The organism is Prauserella isguenensis (genome assembly GCF_014191605.1).
Lineage (GTDB): Bacteria > Actinomycetota > Actinomycetes > Mycobacteriales > Pseudonocardiaceae > Prauserella > Prauserella isguenensis.
The window spans coordinates 331,428-355,471 of the sequence record NZ_JACHWU010000001.1 but is presented as its reverse complement, the minus strand read 5'-3'; the positions used below and the strand labels follow the sequence as shown (position 1 = coordinate 355,471).

The 24,044-nt window shown below is 71.3% G+C and carries 23 protein-coding genes; 14 read left to right on the top strand and 9 right to left on the bottom strand.

All coding sequences use genetic code 11. The annotated features are described in order from the left end of the window. Positions 1–81: 81 nt before the first annotated feature. Genes FHS23_RS01650 through FHS23_RS01640 form a run of 3 tightly spaced genes read left to right on the top strand, consistent with a single transcriptional unit; the run spans position 82 to position 3,253 of the window. The gene (locus FHS23_RS01650; RefSeq protein ID WP_183646598.1) at positions 82–1,236 is read left to right on the top strand and encodes a FecCD family ABC transporter permease; all 1,155 of its coding nucleotides are present in this window, start codon (positions 82–84) and stop codon (positions 1,234–1,236) included. Continuing rightward, a complete protein-coding gene (locus tag FHS23_RS01645; protein WP_183646595.1) occupies positions 1,233–2,378 on the top strand; it encodes a FecCD family ABC transporter permease in 1,146 nt (381 codons plus the stop codon). The genes FHS23_RS01650 and FHS23_RS01645 overlap by 4 nt, the downstream gene beginning before the upstream one ends. After that, positions 2,375–3,253, top strand: coding sequence for an ABC transporter ATP-binding protein (locus FHS23_RS01640; protein WP_183646592.1), 879 nt, complete (start codon positions 2,375–2,377; stop codon positions 3,251–3,253). The genes FHS23_RS01645 and FHS23_RS01640 overlap by 4 nt, the downstream gene beginning before the upstream one ends. On the opposite strand, the gene purU is transcribed toward FHS23_RS01640, so the two are convergent. The 7 genes from purU to FHS23_RS01600 all read right to left on the bottom strand — a co-directional run bounded on the left by purU (position 3,206) and on the right by FHS23_RS01600 (position 9,058). Beyond that, positions 3,206–4,075: a formyltetrahydrofolate deformylase gene (gene purU / locus FHS23_RS01635; RefSeq protein ID WP_183646589.1), complete on the bottom strand. Its 870-nt coding sequence runs from the start codon at positions 4,073–4,075 to the stop codon at positions 3,206–3,208. The genes FHS23_RS01640 and purU overlap by 48 nt on opposite strands. A gap of 35 nt (positions 4,076–4,110) precedes the next feature. Beyond that, on the bottom strand, positions 4,111–4,764 hold the full coding sequence (locus FHS23_RS01630) for a maleylpyruvate isomerase N-terminal domain-containing protein (RefSeq protein ID WP_246381482.1): 654 nt from the start codon (positions 4,762–4,764) through the stop codon (positions 4,111–4,113). Then, positions 4,700–5,545, bottom strand: coding sequence for a DedA family protein (locus tag FHS23_RS01625; RefSeq protein WP_183646586.1), 846 nt, complete (start codon positions 5,543–5,545; stop codon positions 4,700–4,702). The genes FHS23_RS01630 and FHS23_RS01625 overlap by 65 nt, the downstream gene beginning before the upstream one ends. Then, the gene (locus tag FHS23_RS01620; protein WP_343053567.1) at positions 5,538–6,443 is read right to left on the bottom strand and encodes a lysophospholipid acyltransferase family protein; all 906 of its coding nucleotides are present in this window, start codon (positions 6,441–6,443) and stop codon (positions 5,538–5,540) included. Before FHS23_RS01620 ends, FHS23_RS01625 begins: the two co-directional genes overlap by 8 nt. An 89-nt stretch (positions 6,444–6,532) precedes the next feature. Further along, positions 6,533–7,492 (bottom strand): GNAT family N-acetyltransferase, encoded by a 960-nt coding sequence (locus FHS23_RS01615; RefSeq protein ID WP_246381262.1) that lies wholly within the window; start codon positions 7,490–7,492, stop codon positions 6,533–6,535. Between the two features lie 289 nt (positions 7,493–7,781). Next, positions 7,782–8,588: a class I SAM-dependent methyltransferase gene (locus FHS23_RS01605; RefSeq protein ID WP_183646579.1), complete on the bottom strand. Its 807-nt coding sequence runs from the start codon at positions 8,586–8,588 to the stop codon at positions 7,782–7,784. After that, positions 8,570–9,058 (bottom strand): DUF2505 domain-containing protein, encoded by a 489-nt coding sequence (locus FHS23_RS01600; protein ID WP_183646577.1) that lies wholly within the window; start codon positions 9,056–9,058, stop codon positions 8,570–8,572. Before FHS23_RS01600 ends, FHS23_RS01605 begins: the two co-directional genes overlap by 19 nt. A 25-nt stretch (positions 9,059–9,083) precedes the next feature. On the opposite strand from FHS23_RS01600, the gene FHS23_RS01595 reads away from it, so the two are divergent. Continuing rightward, positions 9,084–10,133: a UDP-N-acetylmuramate dehydrogenase gene (locus tag FHS23_RS01595; protein ID WP_343053566.1), complete on the top strand. Its 1,050-nt coding sequence runs from the start codon at positions 9,084–9,086 to the stop codon at positions 10,131–10,133. 133 nt (positions 10,134–10,266) lie between these two features. Here the strand turns inward: FHS23_RS01595 and FHS23_RS01590 are convergent, their stop codons facing one another. Further along, positions 10,267–10,998: an SDR family oxidoreductase gene (locus FHS23_RS01590; protein WP_183646571.1), complete on the bottom strand. Its 732-nt coding sequence runs from the start codon at positions 10,996–10,998 to the stop codon at positions 10,267–10,269. Between the two features lie 71 nt (positions 10,999–11,069). Between FHS23_RS01590 and FHS23_RS01585 the strand changes: the two genes are divergently transcribed. Next, a complete protein-coding gene (locus tag FHS23_RS01585) occupies positions 11,070–12,278 on the top strand; it encodes a L,D-transpeptidase (RefSeq protein WP_425501063.1) in 1,209 nt (402 codons plus the stop codon). Between the two features lie 330 nt (positions 12,279–12,608). Here the strand turns inward: FHS23_RS01585 and FHS23_RS01580 are convergent, their stop codons facing one another. Next, complete coding sequence (locus FHS23_RS01580) at positions 12,609–13,568, bottom strand: TerC/Alx family metal homeostasis membrane protein (RefSeq protein ID WP_246381259.1); 960 nt, start codon at positions 13,566–13,568, stop codon at positions 12,609–12,611. A 332-nt stretch (positions 13,569–13,900) separates the two neighbouring features. Between FHS23_RS01580 and FHS23_RS01575 the strand changes: the two genes are divergently transcribed. From FHS23_RS01575 to FHS23_RS01535, 9 genes are all read left to right on the top strand, one after another. Further along, positions 13,901–14,755: an alpha/beta fold hydrolase gene (locus tag FHS23_RS01575; protein WP_183646554.1), complete on the top strand. Its 855-nt coding sequence runs from the start codon at positions 13,901–13,903 to the stop codon at positions 14,753–14,755. After that, on the top strand, positions 14,752–16,047 hold the full coding sequence (mshA, locus tag FHS23_RS01570) for a D-inositol-3-phosphate glycosyltransferase (RefSeq protein WP_183646551.1): 1,296 nt from the start codon (positions 14,752–14,754) through the stop codon (positions 16,045–16,047). The genes FHS23_RS01575 and mshA overlap by 4 nt, the downstream gene beginning before the upstream one ends. Further along, positions 16,044–16,577 carry a YbjN domain-containing protein gene (locus FHS23_RS01565; protein ID WP_183646548.1) on the top strand — a complete coding sequence of 178 codons (534 nt, stop codon included), beginning with the start codon at positions 16,044–16,046 and terminating at the stop codon, positions 16,575–16,577. The genes mshA and FHS23_RS01565 overlap by 4 nt, the downstream gene beginning before the upstream one ends. A gap of 755 nt (positions 16,578–17,332) precedes the next feature. After that, complete coding sequence (locus tag FHS23_RS01560; RefSeq protein ID WP_183646545.1) at positions 17,333–18,082, top strand: phosphoglyceromutase; 750 nt, start codon at positions 17,333–17,335, stop codon at positions 18,080–18,082. 277 nt (positions 18,083–18,359) lie between these two features. Continuing rightward, positions 18,360–19,679, top strand: a complete 1,320-nt coding sequence (locus tag FHS23_RS01555; protein WP_183646543.1) for a sensor histidine kinase — start codon at positions 18,360–18,362, stop codon at positions 19,677–19,679. After that, complete coding sequence (locus FHS23_RS01550; RefSeq protein ID WP_183646541.1) at positions 19,676–20,368, top strand: response regulator; 693 nt, start codon at positions 19,676–19,678, stop codon at positions 20,366–20,368. The genes FHS23_RS01555 and FHS23_RS01550 overlap by 4 nt, the downstream gene beginning before the upstream one ends. 27 nt (positions 20,369–20,395) lie before the next feature. Further along, the gene (locus tag FHS23_RS01545) at positions 20,396–21,364 is read left to right on the top strand and encodes a Ppx/GppA phosphatase family protein (protein ID WP_183646537.1); all 969 of its coding nucleotides are present in this window, start codon (positions 20,396–20,398) and stop codon (positions 21,362–21,364) included. Positions 21,365–21,419: 55 nt separating this feature from the next. Beyond that, the gene (locus FHS23_RS01540; protein WP_183646534.1) at positions 21,420–23,237 is read left to right on the top strand and encodes a hypothetical protein; all 1,818 of its coding nucleotides are present in this window, start codon (positions 21,420–21,422) and stop codon (positions 23,235–23,237) included. Positions 23,238–23,240: 3 nt separating this feature from the next. Next, entirely contained in the window at positions 23,241–24,026 is a 786-nt protein-coding gene (locus tag FHS23_RS01535; protein ID WP_183646531.1) for a TIM barrel protein, read from the top strand. Positions 24,027–24,044: the final 18 nt, after the last annotated feature.

Here is a 24,044-nt window from a genome sequence, read left to right as displayed (position 1 = left end):
GGGGTGCGGGCGCACCCCGGGAGCGGCCGGCGTGGGGAGACACACGTCGTGGCGCGTCACCCGATTGGTTAGCCTCACCTTATGTCGTCGACCGCCGGGACCGAGCCCGGAGCCCGCACCTCGCCCGGCGCGCGTGGCGGGCGAGGTGCGGGCGATGCGGCCGTCCCGGGCGGCGCGGCTCCCACGGACCGGGCGTCCGCCACGGCTCACGAGCCACCCACCCCGGCGCCCACCACGCGGGGGACCGTCGTACGCGGCGCGGGGCTGCTGGTGGCCGTCGGAGTGCTGCTCCTCCTCGCGCTGGCGAGCGTGTGGTTCGGGTCGAAGGGGATTCCCTTCCTGCAGACGTGGGACCTGCTGTGGCACGCCGACGGGTCGGACGCGTCCGTGGTCATCCACGAGTACCGCATCCCGCGCACGATCCTCGCCGTGCTCGTCGGTGCGAGCCTCGGCCTCGCGGGCGCCCTCATGCAGGCCCTCACCCGTAACCCGCTCGCCGACCCCGGGTTGCTCGGCATCACGATGGGCGCCTCGACCGGTGTCGCGCTGGCGCTGACCTACCTGGGCATCACGACCGTGCTCGGGTACGTGTGGCTCGCGTTCGCGGGGGCCGCCGTGGCGAGCGTCGTCGTCTACGCGCTCGGCAGTGCGGGCGCGCGCAGCGCCACGCCGGAACGGCTCGTGGTCGCCGGTGCCGCCGTCACCGCGGTGCTGTTCGCCGTCAACAGCGGTCTCATGCTCACTGCGCCGGATGCGTTCGAGGAGTTCCGGCGCTGGCAGGTCGGGTCGCTGTCGGGCCGCTACTACGACGTGCTGCTGCCCGTGCTGCCGTTCATGGCCGTCGGCGTCGCGGCGGCCCTGCTGCTGATGCGTCCGCTCAACGCCCTCGCCATGGGGGACGACCTCGGCAAGGCGCTCGGCGCGCACCCCGACCGCATCCGCATCGCCGGGGCCGTCGCGATCACGCTGCTGTGCGGCGCCGCCACGGCCGCCGTCGGCCCGATCGGGTTCGTCGGACTCGCCGTGCCGCACGTCGCCCGGTTCATCGCCGGACCCGACCAACGCTGGGTTCTGCCGTACTCCCTGGTGCTCGCGCCCATGCTGCTCGTCGGCGCCGACGTGGCGGGCCGTGTCGTCGCGCCGCCCGCGGAGATCCAGGTCGGCATCGTCACGGCGGTCATCGGCGTGCCGGTGTTCCTCGTCCTGTGCCGCAAGCGAAAGCTGACTTCCCTGTGACCCCGCCTCCCACCAGCGACACCGCGGCCAGCGACACCGCGAACCCCGACACCGCGAACTCCCACACCGCGGCCACGAGTCCCCGGCGCGCAGGTACCCGGCCCGTCTCCGGTCGCGTCGTCCGTGCGGGCGGCCTGTCGCTGCGTCTCGCGCCGCGCACGCTCGTCGTCGCCGCCGTCGTCGCGGCGCTGCTGGCCGCCGTCATGATCGTGACGCTGACCGCGGGCGAGTACTCGCTGACCCTCGGCCAGGTGCTCGCCTCCCTGGCGGGCCGCGGCGACGAGACGGGTGACTTCGTCGTCTACACGCTGATGCTGCCGCGACTGCTGGTGGCGGTGCTCGTGGGCGCGATGCTGGCCGTGAGCGGCGGGCTCCTGCAGACCGTCACCCGCAACTCGCTGGGCAGCCCCGACGTCATCGGGTTCACCAGTGCGGCCGCCACGGGGGCGCTCGTCGTCATCACGGTGCTGGGCGGCACGATGCTGCAGGTCTCGCTCGGCGCACTGGCCGGCGGCATCGTCGCGGCGCTGCTGATCTACGTGCTCGCCTACCACCGCGGCGTGAGCGGTCTGCGGTTCGTGCTCATGGGCATCGGCATCAACGCGCTCGCCGTCGCCGCGAACTCGTTCCTCATCACGCGCGCCAGCCTGCACGACGCGCTCACCGCGCAGGCGTGGCTCGTCGGCAGCGTCAACTCGCGCGGCTGGGAACACGTCGTCGCGGCCGCCGTCACACTGGCCGTGCTGCTGCCGGTGGCGCTGTCGCGGACGCGGTCGCTGTCGATGATGGAACTCGGCGACGACACCGCGAGCGCGCTCGGCGTGCGCACCGGGCGCGACCGGACGGTGCTGATCGGCGTGAGCGTGCTGCTCGCGGCCTTCGCCGTCGCCGCGGCGGGACCGATCACGTTCGTCGCACTCGCCGCACCGCAGCTCACCCGCAGGCTCACGCGGTCGCCTGCGCCCGGCCTGGTGACGACCGCGCTCGTCGGGGCGCTGCTGCTGGCGACGGGAGACCTGCTGGTGCAGCAGCTGTTCCCCGCGGCGCAACTGCCCGTCGGAACGGCCACCGGCTGTGTCGGCGGGCTCTACTTGATCTGGCTGCTGGCGTCGGAATGGCGCGGAAAGGGCAGGTACGCATGACGAGGCTGCGCGCCGAGGACCTCACGCTCGCCTACGACCAGGCGACCGTCGCGAACGGACTGTCCGTCGACATCCCCGACGGGTCGTTCACCGTGATCATCGGCCCCAACGCGTGCGGAAAGTCGACCTTGCTCAAGGCGCTGGCGCGAATGCTGAAACCCAAGGCGGGCGCCGTGCACCTCGACGGCAAGGCGATCACGTCGCAGCGGTCGAAGGACGTGGCCAAGCGGCTCGGCCTGCTACCGCAGTCGTCGACCGCGCCGGGCGGCATCACCGTCGGCGACCTGGTCGCGCGCGGCAGATATCCGCACCAGAGCGTGCTCCGGCAGTGGTCGGCCGAGGACGAGGCCGTCGTGGCCGAGTCCATGCGGCTCACCGGCGTCGCGGGCCTGGCCGAGCGGGTCGTCGACGAACTGTCCGGCGGGCAACGACAGCGGGTGTGGCTGGCGATGGTGTTGGCACAGCAGACGCCGATCCTGCTGCTCGACGAGCCGACGACGTTCCTCGACATCGCGCACCAGATCGAGGTTCTCGACCTGTGCGCCGACCTCCACGACGACGGCGAGCACACCCTCGTCGCCGTGCTGCACGACCTCAACCAGGCGTGCCGCTACGCCACGAACCTGGTCGTCATGCGGCCCGGCGGGGTCGTCGCCGCGCAGGGCGAGCCGTCGGAGGTCGTCACCGCCGACCTCGTCGAGGACGTGTTCGGCCTGTCGTGCCGCGTCATCGACGACCCCGAGACCGGCACGCCGATGATCGTCCCCGTATCCCGCACCGCCCGGTCGGCGCCGGCGGGGCAGCCGGTAGGCGCGTCGGCGGGCGAGTCACAGCACCATGGTCCGGTTGCCGTGCACGAGGACGCGCCCCTCTAGGTGCCACCGCAGGCCGCGCGAGAGCGTGACCTTCTCGACGTCGCGGCCCTTGCGGATCAGGTCGTCGACCGAATCGGTGTGGTCGACCCGCATCACGTCCTGCTCGATGATCGGCCCCGCGTCGAGGTCGGCCGTCACGTAGTGGCACGTCGCGCCGACGAGCTTCACCCCGCGCTGGTGCGCCTGGTGGTACGGGCGCGCGCCGATGAACGACGGCAGGAAGCTGTGGTGGATGTTGATCGCCCGGCCCGCCCACGCCGCGCACAGTTCCGGCGGCAGGACCTGCATGAACCGCGCCAGCACCACCGCGTGCGGGTCGTGGGAGTCGACCAGCCGTGCCACCTGCGCGAAGGCCTCGGCCTTCGACTCCGCGTCCTTGCCGAACGGCACGTGGTGGAACGGGATCCCGTGCGCACGTGTGATGTCGGCGAGGTGCTCGTGGTTGCCGATCACCGCGGCGACGTCGACGTCCAGCTCCCCGGAGGCGACCCGCCCCAGCAGGTCGTACAGGCAGTGGCCCTCCTTCGACACGAGGATCACCACACGCCTGCGCTCGGCGCTGTCGAGGACCTTCCAGTCGGCCTCCGCGCCCAGCGACCGCGCGATGCCTGCGAACCGCGCGCGCAGCTCGTCGATCTCGAACGGGATCGACTCGGCAGTCACCACCTGCCGCGTGAAGAACCATCCCGTGTCCGGGTCGGTGTGATAAGCCGAATCGGTGATCCAGCCGCCCAGCTCGGCGAGGAACGACGAGATGCGGGCGATGATCCCCGTGCGGTCGGGGCAGCCGAACTTGATGACGTACTTACGCGTATCGGGCACGGCAACCCATTATCCGCCGCGGGTATTCGCGCTGGTCAGGGGGTCTCGAGTGGGTCCAGCAGCTCGGCATCGCCGGTGATCGACACGTCGGCGGGCCTGCGCCACAGCCGCTTGTAGACGGCGTCCGCCCCGCCGCTGAGCGTGACGTCGGGTTCGGCGGGCGCCGCGAGCGCGGGCGGCTGCCCCGGTGCGAGCGTCAACGACCACAGGCGGCGGGCGTCCTCGGCGTGCACGAGCACCGTGCCGCTCGCCCCGACCGCCGACCAGTCCGTGCCTCTGCGGTGGATGATCATCGACAGTGCCTCGTCCACGCCGTCGGCCGCGAACGCCGTGTCGAACGTCGTCGCCTCCTGGCGGCCCGCGAGCTCCACGTCGACACGGTGAATGGCGACCTCATGCGCCTGGCGCCGGGCCCACGCGCCGAGGTTCGCCTCGTAGAACGGGAACAGCATCTGCGCTGGCGTGTCCGGACCGGCGTCGAACGCGCGGCGCAGCGCCGCACGCTTGTCGTCCCACCAGGGGACGATCTCCTCCCACACCTTCGGCGGGCGCTCGCCGCGCGCCTCGCTGCCGCCCGGGTCGGCGACGCAGGCCAGCACCCACGCCTGCACCGCGGCGACGTGCCTAACGAGGCGTGCGACAGTCCACTCCGGACACGTCGGCACGGTCGCCTCCGGCCCCGCCTCCAGTGCTGCCTCCCGCAGCGCGTCGCCCTGCTCGTCGAACGCCGTCAGCAGCGTCTCGTAGCTCAGCGGGCCGTCGTTCCTCCGTGGGCTGGGATTGTTCCGCGGGCTGGGATCGCTCCGCCTGTGGAGATTGCTCCGCGGATCGGGAGCGCGGTCCGGATTCGTCGGCTCGGTGCTCACGGCGCGACAGTAGCCGCCTGCCACCCTCGACGAAACCCAAGACCAGCAGGCCCAGTGCGAACGCCACGAGCAGTCCCGCCACCGGGTCGTCGGCGAAACTCGCCGCACCCGCCGCCCCGATGAGCACCGAGTACACCGCCCAGATCGTCGTGCCCGCCAGGTCGAGCAGCGCGAACCGGCCGAACGGGTACTTCAGCCCGCCCGTCGCCAGTGACGACGCGACCCGCCCTCCCGGGAAGTAGCGGCCCGCGACGATCAGCAGTACGGCATGCCTCCGGAGCCGGTCCTCGGCCCACGCGTAGTTCCGCCTGCCCCGTTCGCTGCGCAGGAGACGGGACGTGCCGAACGGCCCGAGACCGCGGCCGATCCCGTGGCCCGCGCAGTCACCCGCCCACGCGCCGAGCGCCGCGACCACCGTCAGGCCCGCCAACCCCGGCACGTCGGACGCGCCCAGCAGGACCGCCATCGTGATCACGGTCGACTCGCTGGGCATGAACGGCAGCAGCGCATCCAGCCCCGCTACCGCGAACACCACCAGCCACAACCACGGCTCGTCGAGATGGCTCTGCAGCAGCGTGGTGATGTCGTGCAGCACGTCAAACATGCGCCGGCCCGGTGTCGGCGTCGTTCGTGGTGCCCGCGGGGTCGGTGCCGACCGTGGGGTGGTGGGTCGCGTCGCGGTGCGCTGTGTCGTGCGGCGTGGCGTCCTGCGGCGTGGTGTTCTGTGACGGGGTCTTCTGCGGCGCGGTGTGCCGGAACTCGGCGCCGCCCTGGACGACGCGCTGCGCGCGACGGGCGAGGGTGCGGCGGTCGCCGGTCGGGTCGAGGGCGTCGTGGACGTCGACGTGAACCTCCAGTCCACGGGCCCGGATCACGCGGGCCAGCGACGCGGCCAGTCCGTCGTCGCCGACGAACGCCGCGATCGTCGACGGTTCGCCGCGCTGGCGATACGACAGCGTGACGGGCCGCACCGGTGCGCCGACGTCCAGTGCGGCCTGGAACACCGCACGGCGGAATGGCCCGCCAGGGGCGCTGCACCACGTCGTGGCCTCGGGGAACACGGCGACCGTCTCGCCCGCGCGCAGACGCTCCGCGACGGCGTCGACCGAGGCAGGCAACCCGCGCAGTGACCACCGGTCGAGCAGCAGCGTGCCCATCCGCCGCGCCTGCCCGCCGACGAACGGCCAGCCCGCGACCTCACGTTTCGCCAGGAACCGCACCGGCTCGAGGGCCAGCAACGCCGGAATGTCCAGCCACGACACGTGATTCGCCACGACGAGCGTCCCCACGCCGCGTTGCGGGTTCACGGCTCCGAGGCGCGGGGAGGTGGTGAGCGGGCCGGTGACGGTGAGCGTGATGCCCAGGGCCTCGAGGGTACCCGCGGCCCGGTGCCGGACGTCGGCGACGCCCCGGTGGTCGGTGTCGCAGTGGTCGTCGGTGTCGTCGGTGTCGTCGAGGAGGGTGCTGGTCAGGACTTTCGTGAGGGCCACGGTTCGCCGCACGCTCTCCATGGTCCGCACCGGCGGCAACCGGTGCGTGACGCACCGGGGAGTGCACGGTGAACTTGCCCGCCACGGGTTCGCTCCCGCGTTCACCGGTCGTCTCCGAGCAGGTAACGCAGGTAACGGTCGTCGACGTCGGCGAGCGGCAGCAGGACGTAGAAATCGGCGACGTCGAAGTCCGGGTCGTGGGCAGGCGGTCCACACACCCACGCGCCGAGGCGCAGGTACCCGCGCAGCAGAGGCGGCAGGTCGGCGTACCGCGGATGGTCGGCGGCGTGCGGTGGCAGCCACGGCCGGTACGGGCGCACGCGGTACTCGGGCGGGGAGGCGTGGCGGGTGGAGGCGAGGTGCCAGACGCTCGTCGCCGCGTGTCCGCCGTCGCCGAGCGGTACCGATGCGCAGCCGCCCAGGTAACGGTGGCCTGCGAGGAGCGTGTACCGCGCGAGGGCCGACCACATCAGCGTGATGACGGACCCGTTGCGGTGCGCCGGCGCCACGCACGAACGGCCCGCCTCGACGATGTCGTCCGCTAGCGGCGCCAGGTCGGCGAGGTCGAACTCGGTGGAGGAGTACGGCACCGGGGAGCGGTTCGGCGGCAGGATCCGGTACGTACCGACGAGTTCTCCGGTCGGTTCGTGTGTGACGACGAGGTGATCGCACAGCTCGTCGAACGCGTCGGCGTCGAGCCCTGCGTGTCCTGCACTCGGCACCCCGTGTCCTGCATTCAGCCCTGCGCGTTCTGCACTCGGGACCTCGTGTTCTGCACGCACGGCCTCGTGTTGCGCTCGCCCGTCTCCCGGCCGGCGCCGTTCGTCGATGTGTTGCCGCGCGGCTGTACCCATGGGCGCGTGCTGTGGACGCCGGGGCTGGTGTTGCGGGGCCGCGTCACGGTGCTTCGGCTGGTCGGCGCCGTGTGCGGCGGTCAGGTCGGCGCCGAGTTCGCCGGCGAACACGGTGGCGCGGAGTCGTTGCGCGGCGCGGATCTCCTCGCGACTGTCGGCGATGCGGGCCGTGTAGGTCCGCGTCGATGCGGTCGACAACACGGGCATGGCGCTCTCCGTTCCTGTGGTGTTCGGGTGCGTACAGGAAGAGAAGAGCACCGCTACAGCGGCCATGACCAGGGAATTCGTTCGATATCAGGGACATGTCGGGGCGTTCCCCGAGGCCGGTGGTGGGGCTGGCCCCACCATGACCCGGCGCGCGATACCTACGCTGCGGACGCCGTCATCGCCGCGAACCCCGCAACACAGGCCGGGGAACCACCCAACACGGTCTCCGGAATCCGCAACACGCGCCCCGGAATCTGCAACACGCGCGCTGGAGAACGCAACACGGGTGTCAGCGTGGGGCGACGGAGGTCCACGGGACGGTGAGTTCGCCGAGGCGCCAGCGCGCAGGGCGGTTCAGGACCGGCCAACCGGACGCGGCCAGCAGCCGCACCGTTTCCGTCCACCGCGCCCGCGGGCCGTACGACGAGAACGGCGCCGCCGTCGCCCAGCAGTGGTCCAAACGCGATAGCAGGTCGTGGACTCGCTCGCCCGGAATGTTGCGGTGGATCAACGCTTTCGGCAGCCGTTCAGCCACAGTGGACGGACGGTCCAGCGAGGCGACGCGGCACGACAGTGTCAGCGACACCGGACCGCGATGCGACACCGTGGCCCACGTGCACAGCCTGCCGATCTCGTCGCACGTGCCCTCGACGAGCAGTCCGCCGGGGGTGACCCGCTCGAGCATCGCCCGCCAGGACGGTTCGACGTCCGACTCGTCGTACTGCCGCAGGACGTTGAACGCCCGCACCACCGCGGGCCGGGCGCCCGCGAGTTCGAACCCACCGCGCCGGAAATCCAGCGCCGGCGGTTCCGCCACCGCCTCGCCCGCGGCCACTCGCTCCGGGTCCAGCTCCAGTCCGAGCACCCGTACGTCCGGCACCGCCGCGCGCAGCCGCGTGGCCAGTTCGACGGTGGTGACGGGCGATGCGCCGTAGCCGAGGTCGACGACCAGCGGTGAGGGCTCCGAACGCAGGGCACGCCGCACCCCGAGGTCGGCGGTCAGCCAGCGGTCGACGCGCCGCAGGCGGTTCGGATTCGTGGTTCCTCTGGTCGGCGAGCCGAGCGGCTCGGCGCGCTTCAGCTGCGCGCGAGCCACGACGTCGTGAAGTCGGCCTCGCGCTCGAGCAGCGTCGTGACCTGCTCCGCGATCAGCCCTTCGAGCTTGCCGCCCACCAGCGGGATCTTCACCGTCACCTCGCCGCGCGTGACCTGCCGCGCGGCCGCGTCGCCGTCCGGCTCCACCGACACGGTCCCGGTGATCTCGCCCGGAATGCCGTCGACCTGTGCGCGGATCGTGCCCTCGCCGCCGTGCCAGACGTGCTCCCTGCGCACCATCAGGTCGCCCGACACGAACTTCTGCGCCACCGACGGCAGCTTGTCCGCGGGCACGCCCTGCACCAGCGTGTATCGCACCTCGTCGCCGTCGACCGTGTGATCTTCGAGCGCGGCGCCGGTGCCGCCGATCTCTGCCAGCCGTGCGTGCAACGCGGCCTCGTCGGCCTGGGCGGCGACGACGTCGGCGACGGAGGCGGGGAACGTCGCCCGGTGCTCGATACGGGAAGCCATGCCCGGGACAGTACCGTTACGGGATGTGAGCACTGTCGAAACGCCCACCTGCCGCGACCTGCGCAACTACACGACGCTGCGCCTCGGCGGGCCAGCGCGCCGGTTCGTGACGGCGAACACGTCCGCCGAGCTGGCGGCCACCGTCGGCGACCTCGACGCGGCGGGTGAGCCGGTGCTGCTGGTCGGCGGTGGCTCGAACCTCGTCGTGTCGGACGCCGGGTTCGACGGCACCGTCGTGCGGATCGCCGACACCGGGTGGGACGGCGCAACCGTGCAGGCCGGCCAGGACTGGGACGCCTACGTCGCCGCGACGGTCGCCGAGGGGTACGGCGGGCTGGAGTGCCTGTCGGGGATCCCCGGGTCGGCGGGCGCCACGCCCATCCAGAACGTCGGCGCGTACGGCTGCGAGATCAGCGACGTGCTGCACTCGGTGGAGCTCTACGACCGCACCACGGGCGAGGTCCGCACCCTCGCCGCCGACGAACTCGGCTTCGCCTACCGGACGAGCGTGCTCAAGGGCACGCACGACGGCGTCGTGTTGTCGGTGCGATTCGATCTCCGTGAGGACGGCCTGTCGGCGCCGGTCCGCTACGCCGAACTGGCCCGCACCCTCGGTGTCGACGTCGGTGACCGCGCGCCTGCCGCGCAGGTGCGGGAGGCCGTGCTCGGGTTGCGCCGCAGCAAGGGCATGGTGCTCGACCCCGACGACCACGACACGTGGAGCGCGGGCTCGTTCTTCACCAACCCGATCGTGCCCGAGGAGCGGGTCGGCGTGGTGCTGAGCAGGATCGCGGACGTCGTCGGCGACGACGTGTCCGTGCCGCGGTACCCCGCCGACGGTGGTGTGAAGCTGTCCGCGGCCTGGCTTATCGAGCGCGCCGGGTTCACGAAGGGCCACGCCGGTCGGGGCGGGCGGGTGTCGCTGTCGACGAAACACACGCTCGCCCTGACCAACCGCGGCGAGGCCCGTACCGACGACCTGCTCGCGCTGGCCCGTGAGGTCCGCGACGGCGTGGTGGCCGCGTTCGGCGTCACCCTCCGCCCGGAACCGCTGCTCATCAACTGCGAGTTGTGAGGTCGTCGGGAGAGGCGAGGCCAGGGGACATCCGGGGCGCCCGCCTGCCTGACCATCGCCCCTCACGGACACGCTTACGCGTGGCTCGCGTTGAACGCCCCCAAGGTGCCCTTGGGGGCGCCCGCCGGGCTGCTCACTCGCGGTGGAACGTCCTGCCGTCGAGCTGGGCGCGCGGCTTCATGACGATCTGGTCCAGGTTGACGTGCGACGGCCGGGTGGCGGCGAACGACACGACGTCGGCCACGTCCTCGGCCGTCAACGGCTGGTAGCCCTCGTACACCTTCGCCGCACGGTCGGCGTCGCCGTCGAACCGGTTGACGGAGAACTCGGTCTGCACCGCGCCGGGGACGATCTCCGTCACGCGTACCGGGTCACCGAGGTGCTCGGCGCGCAGCGTCTGGTGCAGCGCCGCCTGCGCGTGCTTCGACGACGTGTAGCCCGCGCCACCGGGGTACACGCCGTGGCCCGCGATCGACGTCACGGTGATGACGTGCCCGTCACCGGACGCGACGAGTTTCGGCAGCAACGACTTCGTCACACGCAGCGTGCCGAGGACGTTCGTCTCCCACATCCAGCGCCAATGGTCCTCGTCCGCCTCGTCGACCCGCTCGAGTCCCTTCGCGCCGCCTGCGTTGTTGACCAGCACATGGCACTCGGGAACGCGTTCGACGAACGAGGCAACGGAATCGGCGTCCGTGACGTCCAGCGTGAGGGCGGTGCCCGACGTTTCCTCGGCGAGCGCTTCGAGCTTGTCGGCCCGGCGTGCGCCGAGGACGACGTGGAACCCGGCCCGGGCGAGAGACCTGGCGGTGGCGGCGCCGATTCCGGCGCTGGCGCCTGTGATGACTGCGGTTCGAGTGGTCATGGTCCGCATGCTGCCAGGTAATGTTGTGTTGCTGGCGGGGGTGCCGGCGAGGGCCACGGAGGTAGGCACACGTGAGGTTCGGACAAAACGGGGGCAGCGAACTCGCCGTCGGACGGCGAGGAGTGCTGAAGGCGGCCGCGGTCGCGGCGCCTGCGGGCGTGCTCGTCGCGTGTACGGGCCACGACGACACCAGCGGGGCGGGCACCGGTGGTGGCGGTAACGGCACAGCCCCGGCCGAGCCGCAGGCCACGATCACCGCGGAGCCGAAGGCCGACGCCACCGACGTCGAGGTGACCACTCCGGTCAAGCTCAGCGTCACCGACGGCACTTTCACCGAGGTCCGGCTCACCAACGAGGACGGCAAGGCCGTCGACGGCAGTCTCAACGACGACAAGACCGAGTGGACCGTCGGCGAACCCCTCGGCTACGGCCGCACCTACACCTACGCCGCGAAGGCCTCCGGCAGCGACGGCCGCACCGCGAAGCTCGACGGCTCGTTCAGCACGGTCCGGCCGTCGTCGGTCGTGCGCGCCACCCTGTACCCGGGCGACGACGCGGTCGTGGGGGTCGGCCAGCCCGTCACCGTCAAGTTCGACGCCCCGGTCAGCGACCGTGCCGCCGCGCAGCGGGCCCTGTCGGTGACGACGGAGCCGCAGGTCGAAGGCGCGTGGGCGTGGTTGAACGACCAGCAGGTCGACTGGCGGCCCCGCGAGTACTGGCCCGCGAACACGAAGGTCGAGGTCGCCGCGAACCTCTACGGCGTGAACTACGGCGGCGGCGCCTACGGCAAGGCGGACGTCACCACGAAGTTCTCCATCGGGCGCAACCAGGTCGTCAAAGTGCACACACCCGAGCACCGCATGCGCGTGTACCGCGACGGTGCCGAGGTCGCCAACTACCCGTGCAGCAACGGCGAGGACGCCAACCCCGACCTCAACACGCCCAACGGCACGGTCATCGTCATGACCAAGGAGCCGACGTCGATCTTCGACAACGAGGAGTACGGCTACACCGACGTCAAGAAGACCTGGTGCTGCCGCATCTCCAACCACGGCGAGTACATCCACGAGAACCAGGAGAACGCCGCCAACATCGGCAAGCGGAACACCTCGCACGGCTGCGTCAACCTGCTGCCCGACGACGCGAAGGCGTATTTCGACTCGGCCATGCTCGGCGACCCCGTCGAGGTCACCGGTTCGAAGGCCGACTTCCCGACGACGTCGGACGTCATGGACTGGCTGCTCGACTGGGAGACGTGGAAGTCCAAGTCGGCCCTGTGACTCTCGGCGGGCCCTGTGACGCCTGGTGAGCCTTGTGATTCCCGGAGGGCGCTGTGATTCCCGGTGAGCCTTGTGATTCCCGGTGCGCGCTGTGACTGCCGGGCCGGCGCTCGAGGGCCCGGCGCTCGCGATCGGCGTGGGACGCTGCGACGAGAGCGTGTGCCCGTCGTCCCAGCGGCCTGCCGGAGCGCTCGTCAGTCCTTGTGGACCTCGATGAGCGACCCGGCGGTGATGATGGCCGCCAGGACGACGATCGCGACGATCAGAATCTCGAGAACCATGGTCGACTCCTCGTCGTCGAGGCGCCGGTGAAGGCCTGACCGGTCCAGTCTACGCCTTCGCGTCGGCTGCTTCCCGGTTCTCGTTGCGCTTGGAGACCCGCAGGCTGAGCACGGTCACCACGGCCAGGATGCCGACGATGGCCAGCAGCGAGATCGGCGTCGGGACGGTCGGCACGCCGGGCCACACGGTGTGCGCCCAGTGCAGGACCAGCTTCACGCCGATGAACGCCAGGATGAGCGCGAGGCCGTGGTTGAGGTAGATCAGCTTGGCGAGCACCGCCTGCAGCACGAAGTACAGGGCACGCAGGCCGAGCAGGGCGAACGCGTTGGTGGCGAACACGAGGTACGGGTCCTCGGTGATGCCGTACACCGCGGGCACCGAATCGACGGCGAACACGATGTCGGTGGCGAACACGGCGACCACGACGATCGCCAGCGGCGTCAGCGCACGCTTGCCCGCCTCGCGGACGACCATCTTCGTGCCGCGGTAGTCGTCGGTGACGTGCGTGATCCGCCGCATCAGCTTCACCGAGCGCATCTCGGACGGGTCCTTCTCGTCCTGGTGACCCTTGAGCGCCTCGAGGAGGATCTTCACCGCGGAGACGAACAGGATGAGGCCGAACACCAGGAACGCCCACGTGCCCGCCTTCAGCATGGCCGCGCCGAGGGCGATGAAGATGCCGCGCAGCACGAGCGCGCCGACGATGCCGTAAAGCAGCACACGCTGCTGCACCGCAGCCGGGACGGCGAACCCGGTGAGGATCAGCATGAACACGAAGAGGTTGTCGACCGACAGCGACTTCTCGACCACGAAGCCCGTCACGAACTCGGTCGCCTGGCCTCCGCTGTAGGCGAACCACACGAACAGTGCGAACACGAACGGCAGGGCCAGGTAGAACACCGACCAGCCGACGGCCTCCTTCATGGAGACCTCGTGCGGCTTGCGCGTGATGACGAAGTCGGCGACGAGCAGGGCGAGCAGCACGCCGATGCTGATTGTCCACAGCATGGGCGAACCCATGGTCTCGGCGGCTCCGGAAGAGCCGGAACCGGCGGCTTGGACGAGCACACAGACCTCCGCGAACGTTGAATCGTTCGAGGTCTCCTTCACCCGCGAACCGCGGGCGACCTGCCGAGAACACAATCCGTGCGTTCGTATTGACCGGCGAGGCCCAAGGCGGAAGTACTCCCCTCTGCACCCAAGTGTCCGGTACGGCGATGTCCTTGCCAACCCGGGGCGGCTGTGGCCGGGTGTGATGTCGGCCGTACGCCTGGCCGGGCCAGCCGTGGTGGTGTCCGCCTCCGGCCGGGGAGTGCCCGACCGGGTGAGAGACTGCCCGGGTGCGAACCGAGGTCACAGGTGCAGACGGGGTCCGGATCGGCGCGATCGTCGAGGACGCGACGGGCGCGGCACGTGCCGACGGCGACGGTGGCGGCACGCCGCCCGTGATCGTCTTCGTGCACGGATGGGCCCAGTCGGGGGACGCGTGGCGGATGCAGCTGTCCGACCCGCGCCTGGCGGCCGAGTTCCGCATGGTCGCGATGGACCTGCGCGGGCACGGCCACTCCGACGTCCCCGACGACGGCTACGACGACCCGCGCGTGTGGGCCGACGACCTGGCCGCGGTGCTGGACCTGGCGGGCAGGCCCGCGGTGGTGGTCGGCTGGTCGTACGGCGGCCTCGTCGTCACCGACTATCTGCGCGTCCACGGCACCGTCGGGCTGGCCGGCGTCGTCTACGCGGGAGCGATCACCGAGCTGGGCCGCGACCACCCGGGCGGAGCTGTCGGCCCGGCGATGCGAGGCGCCCTGCCCGACGCACTCTCCGCCGACGACGAGGTCGCCCGGCCCGCGATCCGCCGACTGTGCGGCGGTATGACGGCGGGTTCCGGAGGCGAGGAGCTCGTCGACGGCATCCTCGCCGTGCCTCCGCACGTACGCGCGGGCCTGTTCCGCAGGGACATCGGCTCGGCCGAGGTGCTCGAAGCGCTCGACGTTCCCGCGCTCGTGCTGCACGGCGAGCGCGACGCCGTTGTCGACATCACTGCGGCCGAATACGCGGCCGGGAAGATTCCGGGGGCACGTCGACGTTGGGTGCCTGGGGTGGGCCATCTTCCGTTCGCGGAGGACGCGCAGACGTTCGGCGAGGAGTTGGCGGCCTTCTCCCGCGACGCGTACAGAAAGGTGAACCGGTGACGATCTCCTGGTACCGGCAGGCGGCAACGCAGCAGCCGCGCCGGGTGGCGGTGCTGACCGTGCACACCTCCCCGCTGGAGCAGCCGGGCACCGGCGACGCGGGTGGAATGAACGTCTACATCGCCCAGACGGCCCAGGAGATGGCCAGACGCGGCGTGCAGGTCGAGGTGTTCACGCGCGCCACGTCGTCGGACCAGCCGCCCGTCGCCGAACTCGCCCCCGGAGTGCTCGTGCGGCACATTCCCGCCGGCCCGTTCGAACCACTGTCCCGCGGCGAGCTGCCCGCGCAGCTGTGCGCGTTCACCAACGGTGTCCTGCGCACAGAGGCCTTCCACGAACCGGGTTACTACGACCTCATCCATTCGCACTACTGGCTGTCCGGCCAGGTCGGCTGGCTCGCGCGAGACCGGTGGGGCGTGCCGTTGGTCCACACCGCCCACACACTCGCGAAGGTGAAGAACGCCGCGCTGGCCGAGGGCGACACGCCCGAACCGAGAACCCGCGTGATCGGCGAACAGCAGGTCGTCGACGAGGCGGACCAGCTGATCGTCAACACCGGCGTCGAGGCCGAACAGCTCGTCGACCTCTACGACGCCGACCCGCGGGCGGTCCGGACCGTGTCACCGGGTGTCGACCTGGAGCTGTTCCGGCCGGGGTCGCAGGCGCGGTCGAGGCGCGTGCTGGGGCTGAGCGACGACGCGGTGGTGCTGGCGTTCGCGGGCCGCATCCAGCCGTTGAAGGCACCCGACGTGCTCCTGCGCGCCGCGGCGGAACTCGTCGAGCGTCGCCCCGAGCTGCGCGACCGGCTCGTGGTGCTGATCGCGGGCGGGCCGTCGGGCACCGGTCTGGAACAGCCGGAGTCGCTCAAGGCGTTGGCCGCCGACCTGGGCATCGCCGACCTGACGCGGTTCCTGCCGCCGCAGGCGGGCGAAGGGCTCGTCGACGTCTACCGGGCCGCGGACGTCGTGGCGGTGCCCAGCCACAACGAGTCGTTCGGTCTGGTGGCTCTCGAGGCGCAGGCCTGCGGGACACCGGTGGTCGCCGCGTCGGTGGGCGGACTGCCGGTGGCGGTCGACCACGGCACGTCGGGACTGCTCGTCGACTCGCACCGCGCACCGGAGTGGGCCGACGCGCTGGCCGATGCGGCGTTGCGCAGGTGGGACACCCTGGCCGCGGGCGCGGTGCGGCACGCACAGCGGTTCTCGTGGCAGCGGACGACGGACGCACTGCTGGGAAGCTACGCGGACGCGCGGGGAGCGTTCCGCCGTGCGGCGTTGGAGGTGGCGGTGTGAGCGAACGCGACGTGGGTGACGTCGATGCGATCGTGCGCTCGGCGCTGGAGGCGTCCGAGGTTCCGTACGACCGGCGCGGCGAAGGCGTCTACTTCGTGACGCTGCCGGGCGTGAAGAAGCTGCAGACCAATGCGTGGCTGGTCGTGCGGGAGCATTCACTGGCCGTGGAGGCCTTCGTGTGCCGGCGTCCGGACGAGGCGCACGAGGACGTCTACCGGTTCCTGCTGCGGCGGAACGCGAAGCTGTACGGCGTGGCCTACACACTGGATTCGGCCGGCGACATCTATCTGGTGGGCCGGCTGGGACTGGACACCGTGTCGGCCGACGAGGTCGACACGGTGCTGGGCCAGGTTCTGGAAACGGCGGACGGCGATTTCAACAGCCTGCTGGAGCTGGGGTTCGCGAGTTCGATCCGTCGGGAGTGGGAGTGGCGCGTGAGCCGCGGCGAGTCGCTGGCCAACCTGCAGGCGTTCAAGCACCTGGTCGAGCCGAGTACCGAGCACCGGCCGGGGACGCTGACCGACGATTGACGACCTCGGCCGAGTCGCGTCCCGGCATTCCGAGGTTCTGCGGTTCCGAGGTTCCGAGCCGAGCCGCAGGACACGCGGGCCTGAGTGCAGGACGCGCGTGTCCGAATGCAGCACACGCGGTGCGCGGGCGCAGTGTTGCGGGCACACGGTGCTGGTGCTGGTTCGAACGATGCGTGCCCCGCGCTCGCCGGGGTGAGGAGCTCGCACCGTGGGGGGTTCCAGGGGGCTCGGCCCCCTGGGCTCTGGGAGGAGACCACTAGGCGGCGAGCGCTCTCCGCGAGCAGACCTTCCCCGAGCGGTCGACGGAGCGGCTCGAGGGAGGGGGGAGTCGCGAACTCGAGCCGCCCCGTGGACCTTCCCGCCTGTTCGGACCCGGTGACGAGGGGGATGCCAACGGGGCCGGCGGGCCGCAGCTCGGCAGGGGGGAGACGAGCTGCGATCTGCTCCCGCGTTACTCGGCCCGGGGAGTGCGTGGTTCCGGGCCGTGCGGGCTCAGTGTCAACTTGTCAGACTCGGCACTGTAATCACAAGACTACTCGCTACTCTATTCGAGTGAATTTTATCGACAGGTTGAACACACTGCGGGCTTGTTAACGCTATTGACACGTACGCCAGCGCCCCGATCGATAGTTCGGATCGAATTTCCTGCGGGCTGACGACACTCTCTGTAGAGCTCGTGGTACGGCGGACGAGCCTGCTAACGCAGTGGCCGAGGTCGCGCTACTCGATTCGGCGGAGCATGGCACGCTGAAAACATGGCCGAACTTGGGACTCTCGTGCTCCTGCGCCACGGGCAGAGCACATGGAACGCGGAAAACCTGTTCACCGGCTGGGTCGACGTCCCGCTGTCCGACCAGGGCGAGGACGAGGCGAAGCGCGGCGGGCAGCTGCTCGCCGAGGCCGGCCTGTTGCCGGACGTGGTGCACACGTCGCTGCTGCGCAGGGCGATCTCGACGGCCAACATCGCGCTCGACGCCGCCGATCGGCACTGGATCGACGTCCGCCGGAACTGGCGGCTCAACGAGCGCCACTACGGTGCGTTGCAGGGCAAGAACAAGAAGGAGATCGCCGACGAGTTCGGCGACGAGCAGTTCATGCTGTGGCGCCGCTCCTACGACACGCCGCCGCCCGAGATCGAGCGTGGCAGCAAGTTCAGTCAGGACGCCGATGCGCGCTACCAGGACATCGACGGTGAGCTGCCGCTGACCGAGTGCCTCAAGGACGTCGTGGCGCGGCTGCTGCCGTACTGGGACAACTCGATCGTTCCCGACCTGCGGGCGGGGAAGGACGTGCTGGTCGCGGCGCACGGCAACTCGCTGCGCGCACTGGTCAAGCACCTCGACGGCATCTCCGAGGACGACATCGCCGGGCTGAACATCCCGACCGGGATCCCGCTGCGCTACGACCTCGACGCCGATCTCAAGCCCACCAACCCGGGCGGCACGTACCTCGACCCGGAGACGGCCGAGAAGGCCGCCGCCGCGGTCGCCAACCAGGGCCGCTGAGGCCGCACCGCCGCACCGCCGCACGGCGCCGTAGGGGCCGCCCTCCCTGTCCGGGACGGCGGCCCCTACGCGTGTCCACGGCAGGAGGGACGTCCCCGGGGTGCAACACGGCCCCCGGAACCCGCAACACGGCCCCCGGAACCCGCAACACGGCGGGTGGTCGGGGTACGGCAGGTGAACTGGATCTTGCCTGGTGGCGAACACGTGGCCCGAGAGTGTCAGCCCGGTCACCGCTCGGCCTCCGGGACTAGGACAACAACCCGGTCGAGTGCTTACGATGCGAAGCGTGACGGCGTCCGGATCGGTCCTGCTGGCCACTGCCGCTCTGGTGGCTGGCATCGCTGTCGGTTTCTTCTTCTTCCGCACTCGCGGCCGGGACGTTCCCGAGCCGGCAGGTCCCACGGCCGCCGAGCTGTTGCTGCGTTCGATGCGGTCGTCGGATACCGGCGTGGTGATGCTCAATCGCTTCGGCGACCTGGTGTTGTACAACGCGCGCGCCGAGGAGCTCGGCCTGCTGCGCGGCAACCAGGTGGACGGCCGGGTGAGAGACGCGGCGCAGCGCGTGGTCGACACCGACACGTCGTTCGAGGTCGACATCTCGCCCGAGGAGGTCCGCGGTCGGCAGCCGGAGGCGGTCGTGGCGAACCTGCGGCCGTTGGGGGACGGCTTCACGGTCGTCGAGGCCGTCGACCAGTCGGACGCGGTGCGGCTGGAGGCGACGCGGCGTGACTTCGTGGCCAACGTCAGCCACGAGCTGAAGACCCCGGTCGGCGCGATCGCGCTGCTGGCGGAGGCCGTGCTGGACGCCGACAGCGCCGAGGAGGCGCGCCGCTTCAGCGAGAAGATCCTCCGCGAGTCGAACCGCCTCGGGAAACTCGTCACGGAGCTGATCGCGCTGTCCCGGTTGCAGGGGGCGGAGAAGCTGCCGGAGATGACGATCGTCGACGTCGACGGCGTCGTCGCCGAGACGCTCTCGCGCACCAAGCTCGCCGCCGAGACCTCCGACATCACGGTCACCACCGACGGGCCGAGCGGCCTCGAGGTGGAGGGCGACCGGACGTTGCTCGTCACGGCGCTGTCGAACCTGCTGGACAACGCGATCGCCTACTCGCAGGAGTCGAGTCCGGTGTCGATCAGCCGCAGGCTCACCGACGGCCACGTCGAGCTGGCCGTCACCGACCGCGGCCTCGGCATCGCCCTGGACGAGCAGCAGCGCGTGTTCGAACGGTTCTACCGCGCGGACAGGGCCCGTTCACGCGCGACCGGGGGCACCGGCCTCGGCCTGGCGATCGTCAAGCACGTGGCCGCCAACCACGGCGGCGAGGTGCGGTTGTGGAGCAGGCCGGGTGTCGGGTCGACGTTCACGCTGCGGATCCCCGCGCGGACCCGACCGGCCGACGCCGACAGTGCCGCCGCCACCGCCTCTGACACCGCCGCTTCCGACTCCGCCGCCGGCGACTCCGAGGCCGGCGACGGCCCCGCCGCGACCACGGCGCCCACATCCGAGACCCCAGACCAGCGCAGCGACGACCCGACAGGGCAGCAGCTGGTCACCAGCGTGCGGCAACGCACCGAACCGGGAGGAACAACGCAGTGACCAGGGTTCTGATCGTCGAGGACGAGGAGTCGTTCGCCGACCCGATGGCCTTCATGCTCCGCAAGGAGGGCTTCACCGCCGCCCTCGCGACGACGGGCCAGCAGGCGCTCGAGGAGTTCGACCGCAACGGTGCCGACCTCGTGCTGCTCGACCTCATGCTCCCCGGCATGAGCGGCACCGACGTCTGCAAGCAGTTGCGGGCGCGGTCGTCGGTCCCGGTGATCATGGTGACCGCGCGGGACAGCGAGATCGACAAGGTGGTGGGCCTCGAGCTCGGTGCCGACGACTACATCACCAAGCCGTACGCGGCCCGTGAGCTGATCGCGCGGATCCGCGCCGTGCTGCGGCGGGGCGGCGACACGGCGGCGGCCGAGCCGGAGGCGGCGCCGCTCGTGCTGTCGGCGGGCCCGGTGCGGATGGACGTCGAACGGCACGTCGTGACGGTCGGCACCGAGGAGATCTCGCTGCCGCTGAAGGAGTTCGACCTGCTCGAGTACCTGCTCCGTAACGTCGGCCGGGTGCTCACGCGCAGCCAGCTCATCGACCGCGTGTGGGGCGCCGACTACGTCGGGGACACGAAGACGCTGGACGTCCACGTCAAGCGCCTCCGCTCGAAGCTCGAACCCGACCCCGGTCAGCCGCAGTATCTGGTTACCGTGCGTGGTCTCGGTTACAAGTTCGAGGCGTGAACCGCGAGCCCGGTACCGTGGATACTCGTGCGCCTAGGGGTTCTTGACGTCGGTTCGAACACCGTCCATCTGCTCGTCGTCGACGCGCACCGTGGTGGGCACCCCACACCGATGCATTCGGAGAAGACGGTGCTGCGGCTGGCCGAGCAGCTGAACACCCGCGGTGAGGTCACGAAGAGCGGGGTCGCCGCCCTGGTCGAAGCGGTCGAGCAGGCGAAGGCGTCCGCCGAGCGGTGGGGATGCGAGGACGTCATGGCGTTCGCGACCTCCGCGGTGCGTGAGGCCGGCAACACCGACGAGGTCCTCGCGACGGTGGCCGACTCGACGGGTGTCGACCTGCGCGTGCTCACGGGTGAGGACGAGGCGAAGCTGACGTTCCTGGCCGCCCGCCGCTGGTTCGGTTGGTCGGCGGGGCAGTTGCTGGTGCTCGACATCGGCGGCGGTTCGCTCGAGGTGGCGATGGGCATCGACGAGCGCCCCGAGCTCGCCGAGTCGCTGCCGTTGGGCGCGGGCCGGATCACCCGGACGCGGTTCTCGAACGATCCTCCGAAGCGCTCCGAGGTCGTCGCGACGACGGCGTGGCTCGACGACGCGCTGTCCGGTCTGGCCGAGCGCATCCGCGGCATGGGGGAACCGAATCGGGTGGTTGCGACGTCGAAGACGTTCCGGTCGCTGGCCCGGCTCACCGGTGCGGCACCGTCGTCGGCGGGCCCGCGGGTGGCCCGCGCGCTGACCGACACGGGACTCCGGCAGCTGTTGTCGTTCATCACCCGCATGTCGTCCGACGACATGGCCGAGCTGGAGGGTGTGAGCAGCAGCAGGGCGCATCAGCTGGTCGGGGGCGCTCTCGTGGCGGAGGCCACGATGCGGGCGCTGTCGCTCGAGCGGTTGGAGATCTGCCCGTGGGCACTGCGCGAAGGAGTGATCCTGCGCAGGCTGGACCTTTCCAACGGGGAGGACCAGACTGCGCTTGTGACCGGCCGGGGCCGGGAATGAGGCGCGTTCGGGCCACACTGGACGTACACGACTGGCGACGGGCACGGTGGAAGGGATGACTCGAGACAGCGACGGCGATCGGCAGCAGAAGACGGTTGCCGAACTGCTCGCCCAACACGGCGGACAAGCCGGCAGCGCACCGCGCCGCCGGCGGCGTCGTGCTGCGGACGAAACCGGGGAGCAGCCGAGCATCACCGACACGGCCCCGCAGGCGATCATCGAGCGTGTGCGTTCGGAGGGCGGGTCGGCAGAGTCGTCCACACCACCGAACGCGGCACCTCAGAACGCGGCGCCTCAGAACGCGGCGCCCCCGCATGCCGCGCCTCCGAACGGCGCCCCCGCGAACGGCCCGGCCCCGAACGGTGCGGCGCCCAACGGCGCTCCCGGAGGTGCGAACCCGAACGCCGCACCGCCCGCCGCAGGTATGCCGCCCGCGAACGGCGCTCCCGCGGCGGGACGGCCGCCGCAGCCGGGCGCCCGCGGGCCGCAGCAGGCTTCCGGTGGCTTCGCGACGCCGCAGCCGGGCGCCGGTCAGGCTCCGCCGCCCGCTCAGCAGGGCAGGCCCCCGCAGGCCCCGACGCCCCAGTCGCAGGGACCGTCCGAGGCGCCGACGCGGAGTGGCGTGGCTCCCGTCCAGCCGGCCGGTGACGCCCCTGCGCCGCAGCAGTCCTCCGGCGGGTTCTTCTTCTCGCCGCAGAACGAGCCCCCGGAGCCCGGGTCGCAGGGCGGCCGGTCGCCCGAAGGCGGCACCGACGCCGAGGCCGCGCAGGCCGCTCCGCCCCCGGCTCCCGCGCCGCCGCCGTTGCGTCGGCGCAGACCGTGGCGCGGCGGCGGCAGGGCGGCCGAACCGGAGTCGAACACCGAACAGTTCCCCGCCGTGGGCGGCGGTGCGCAGGGAGCCACGCCGGGTCCCGTGCGGGGTGACGAACCGCCGGCCGGACTGGCCAACTGGCGTCGCAAGCGGCGGCAGGCGCAGGCGCAGGAACAGCAGCGCGCCGAGCAGGACACCGAGGTCGGCGTCACGCCCGTCGTTCCGCCGGACCCCGCGGGCGCGCCGAGTCCGGAGTCCCAGCAGAGCGCTGCGGAGACGACGACCGCCGCTCCGGTGGGCGGCGACGACCCGGACGCGGGTCCCTCGACGGGGTATTTCGTCCCGGACTTCGACGAAGACGACGACGTGCAGCCGGAGGGGCAGGCCGGCTCGGGGACGGGTGCCGCATCGGGCGGTGCGGTACCGGCCGATACCGACTACGACGACGGCTACGACCACGGGTATGCGCGCGAGTACGGCGGCTACGACGACGAGTACGCCGGTTACGACGAGCAGGCCTACGACGACCGCGCCTACGAGGGCTACGCCTACGACGACACGGGTTACAACGACGCGGCCTACGACGACGCGGGTTACGACGAGCAGGCCTACGACGACACGGCGTACGGCGACCCGGCGTACGCCGACGACTACGACGGCCGCTACGCCGACGATCCGCGGGCGGAGGAGTACGCCTACGACGATCCGTACGCCTACGACGACGGGTACGCCGACGACGAGGAGCTCGCCCCGGGCCGTTCCCGTGGGGATGCCGACGACGAGCCGGAGTCCGAGGCATCACCGGCGAAGCAGTGGCTCGCGCTCGGCGGGCAGCTCGCTGGCGGTGTCGCGGGCGGCGCGGCCGTGTGGCTCGGGTTCAACTGGCTGTGGGGTCAGCTACCCGCCGCCGCGCTGATCGCCGCGCTGGTCGTCACGGTCGGCCTGGTACTGATCGTGCGCAAGGTCCGCCGCGCCGACGACCTGCAGACCACGGTGTTGGCCGTGCTCGTGGGGCTCGTCGTGACGGTGTCGCCCGCCGCGCTGTTGCTGGTGACGAAGTAGCGCGTGATCCCGGTCGGACTTTCCACGGCGTCGGTGTGGCCGCTCCGTGCGCGCTCCGGGTTCGAACTGGCCCGCACGCTCGGTTTCGACGGCGTCGAGGTCATGGTCTGGGCCGATCCGGAGAGCCAGGACGTGGCCGCACTGCGACGTCACAGCGCTTCGACGGGGATGCCCGTGCTGGCGGTGCACTCGCCCTGTCTGCTGATCACCCAGCGCGTGTGGTCGCCGGACCCGGTGGTGCGGCTGCGGCGGTCGGTCGAGGCGGCTGTCGAACTGGAGGCGCCGACCGTGGTGGTGCACCCGCCGTTCCGGTGGCAGCGCCGGTACGGCGAGGCGTTCGCCGGACTGGTCGCGGAGCTCGAAGCCTCCAGCGGGGTGCGGATCGCCGTGGAGAACATGTTTCCGGTGCGCACGCCGCGGGGTCGGGAGGTGTCGGCGTTCCGGCCGTCCGTCGACCCGACCGACGTCGGCCACGCCCACTACACCCTGGACCTCTCGCACACGGCGACGGCGGGTATGGACGCGTTGGCGCTCGCGAAGCGGATGGGGGAGCGGCTCACGCACGTCCACATGGGAGACGGCACCGGTGTGGCGAAGGACGAGCACCTGCTGCCGGGCCGTGGCACGCAGCCGTGCGCGGAGTTGCTCGAAGGTCTCGACGAGTACGGGTTCGGTGACCACGGCGGCCAGGTCGTCCTCGAGGTGAACACGCGGAACGCCCGCACCGAGGACCAGCGCGCGAAAATGCTCAGCGAGGCGCTGTTGTTCACGCGTCTGCACCTGGGGTGACGATCCGGAGCGTTTTCA

Bases quoted from the DNA above. Each gene is read 5' to 3' on its own strand.
- FHS23_RS01640 (WP_183646592.1), top strand. From the start codon at position 2,375: ATGACGAGGCTGCGCGCCGAGGACCTCACGCTCGCCTACGACCAGGCG.
- FHS23_RS01590 (WP_183646571.1), bottom strand. From the start codon at position 10,998: ATGACCACTCGAACCGCAGTCATCACAGGCGCCAGCGCCGGAATCGGC.
- FHS23_RS01555 (WP_183646543.1), top strand. From the start codon at position 18,360: ATGCGAAGCGTGACGGCGTCCGGATCGGTCCTGCTGGCCACTGCCGCT.
- FHS23_RS01540 (WP_183646534.1), top strand. From the start codon at position 21,420: ATGACTCGAGACAGCGACGGCGATCGGCAGCAGAAGACGGTTGCCGAA.
- FHS23_RS01560 (WP_183646545.1), top strand. From the start codon at position 17,333: ATGGCCGAACTTGGGACTCTCGTGCTCCTGCGCCACGGGCAGAGCACA.
- FHS23_RS01580 (WP_246381259.1), bottom strand. From the start codon at position 13,568: ATGCTGTGGACAATCAGCATCGGCGTGCTGCTCGCCCTGCTCGTCGCC.
- FHS23_RS01615 (WP_246381262.1), bottom strand. From the start codon at position 7,492: ATGCCCGTGTTGTCGACCGCATCGACGCGGACCTACACGGCCCGCATC.
- FHS23_RS01625 (WP_183646586.1), bottom strand. From the start codon at position 5,545: ATGTTTGACGTGCTGCACGACATCACCACGCTGCTGCAGAGCCATCTC.
- FHS23_RS01650 (WP_183646598.1), top strand. From the start codon at position 82: ATGTCGTCGACCGCCGGGACCGAGCCCGGAGCCCGCACCTCGCCCGGC.
- FHS23_RS01600 (WP_183646577.1), bottom strand. From the start codon at position 9,058: ATGGCTTCCCGTATCGAGCACCGGGCGACGTTCCCCGCCTCCGTCGCC.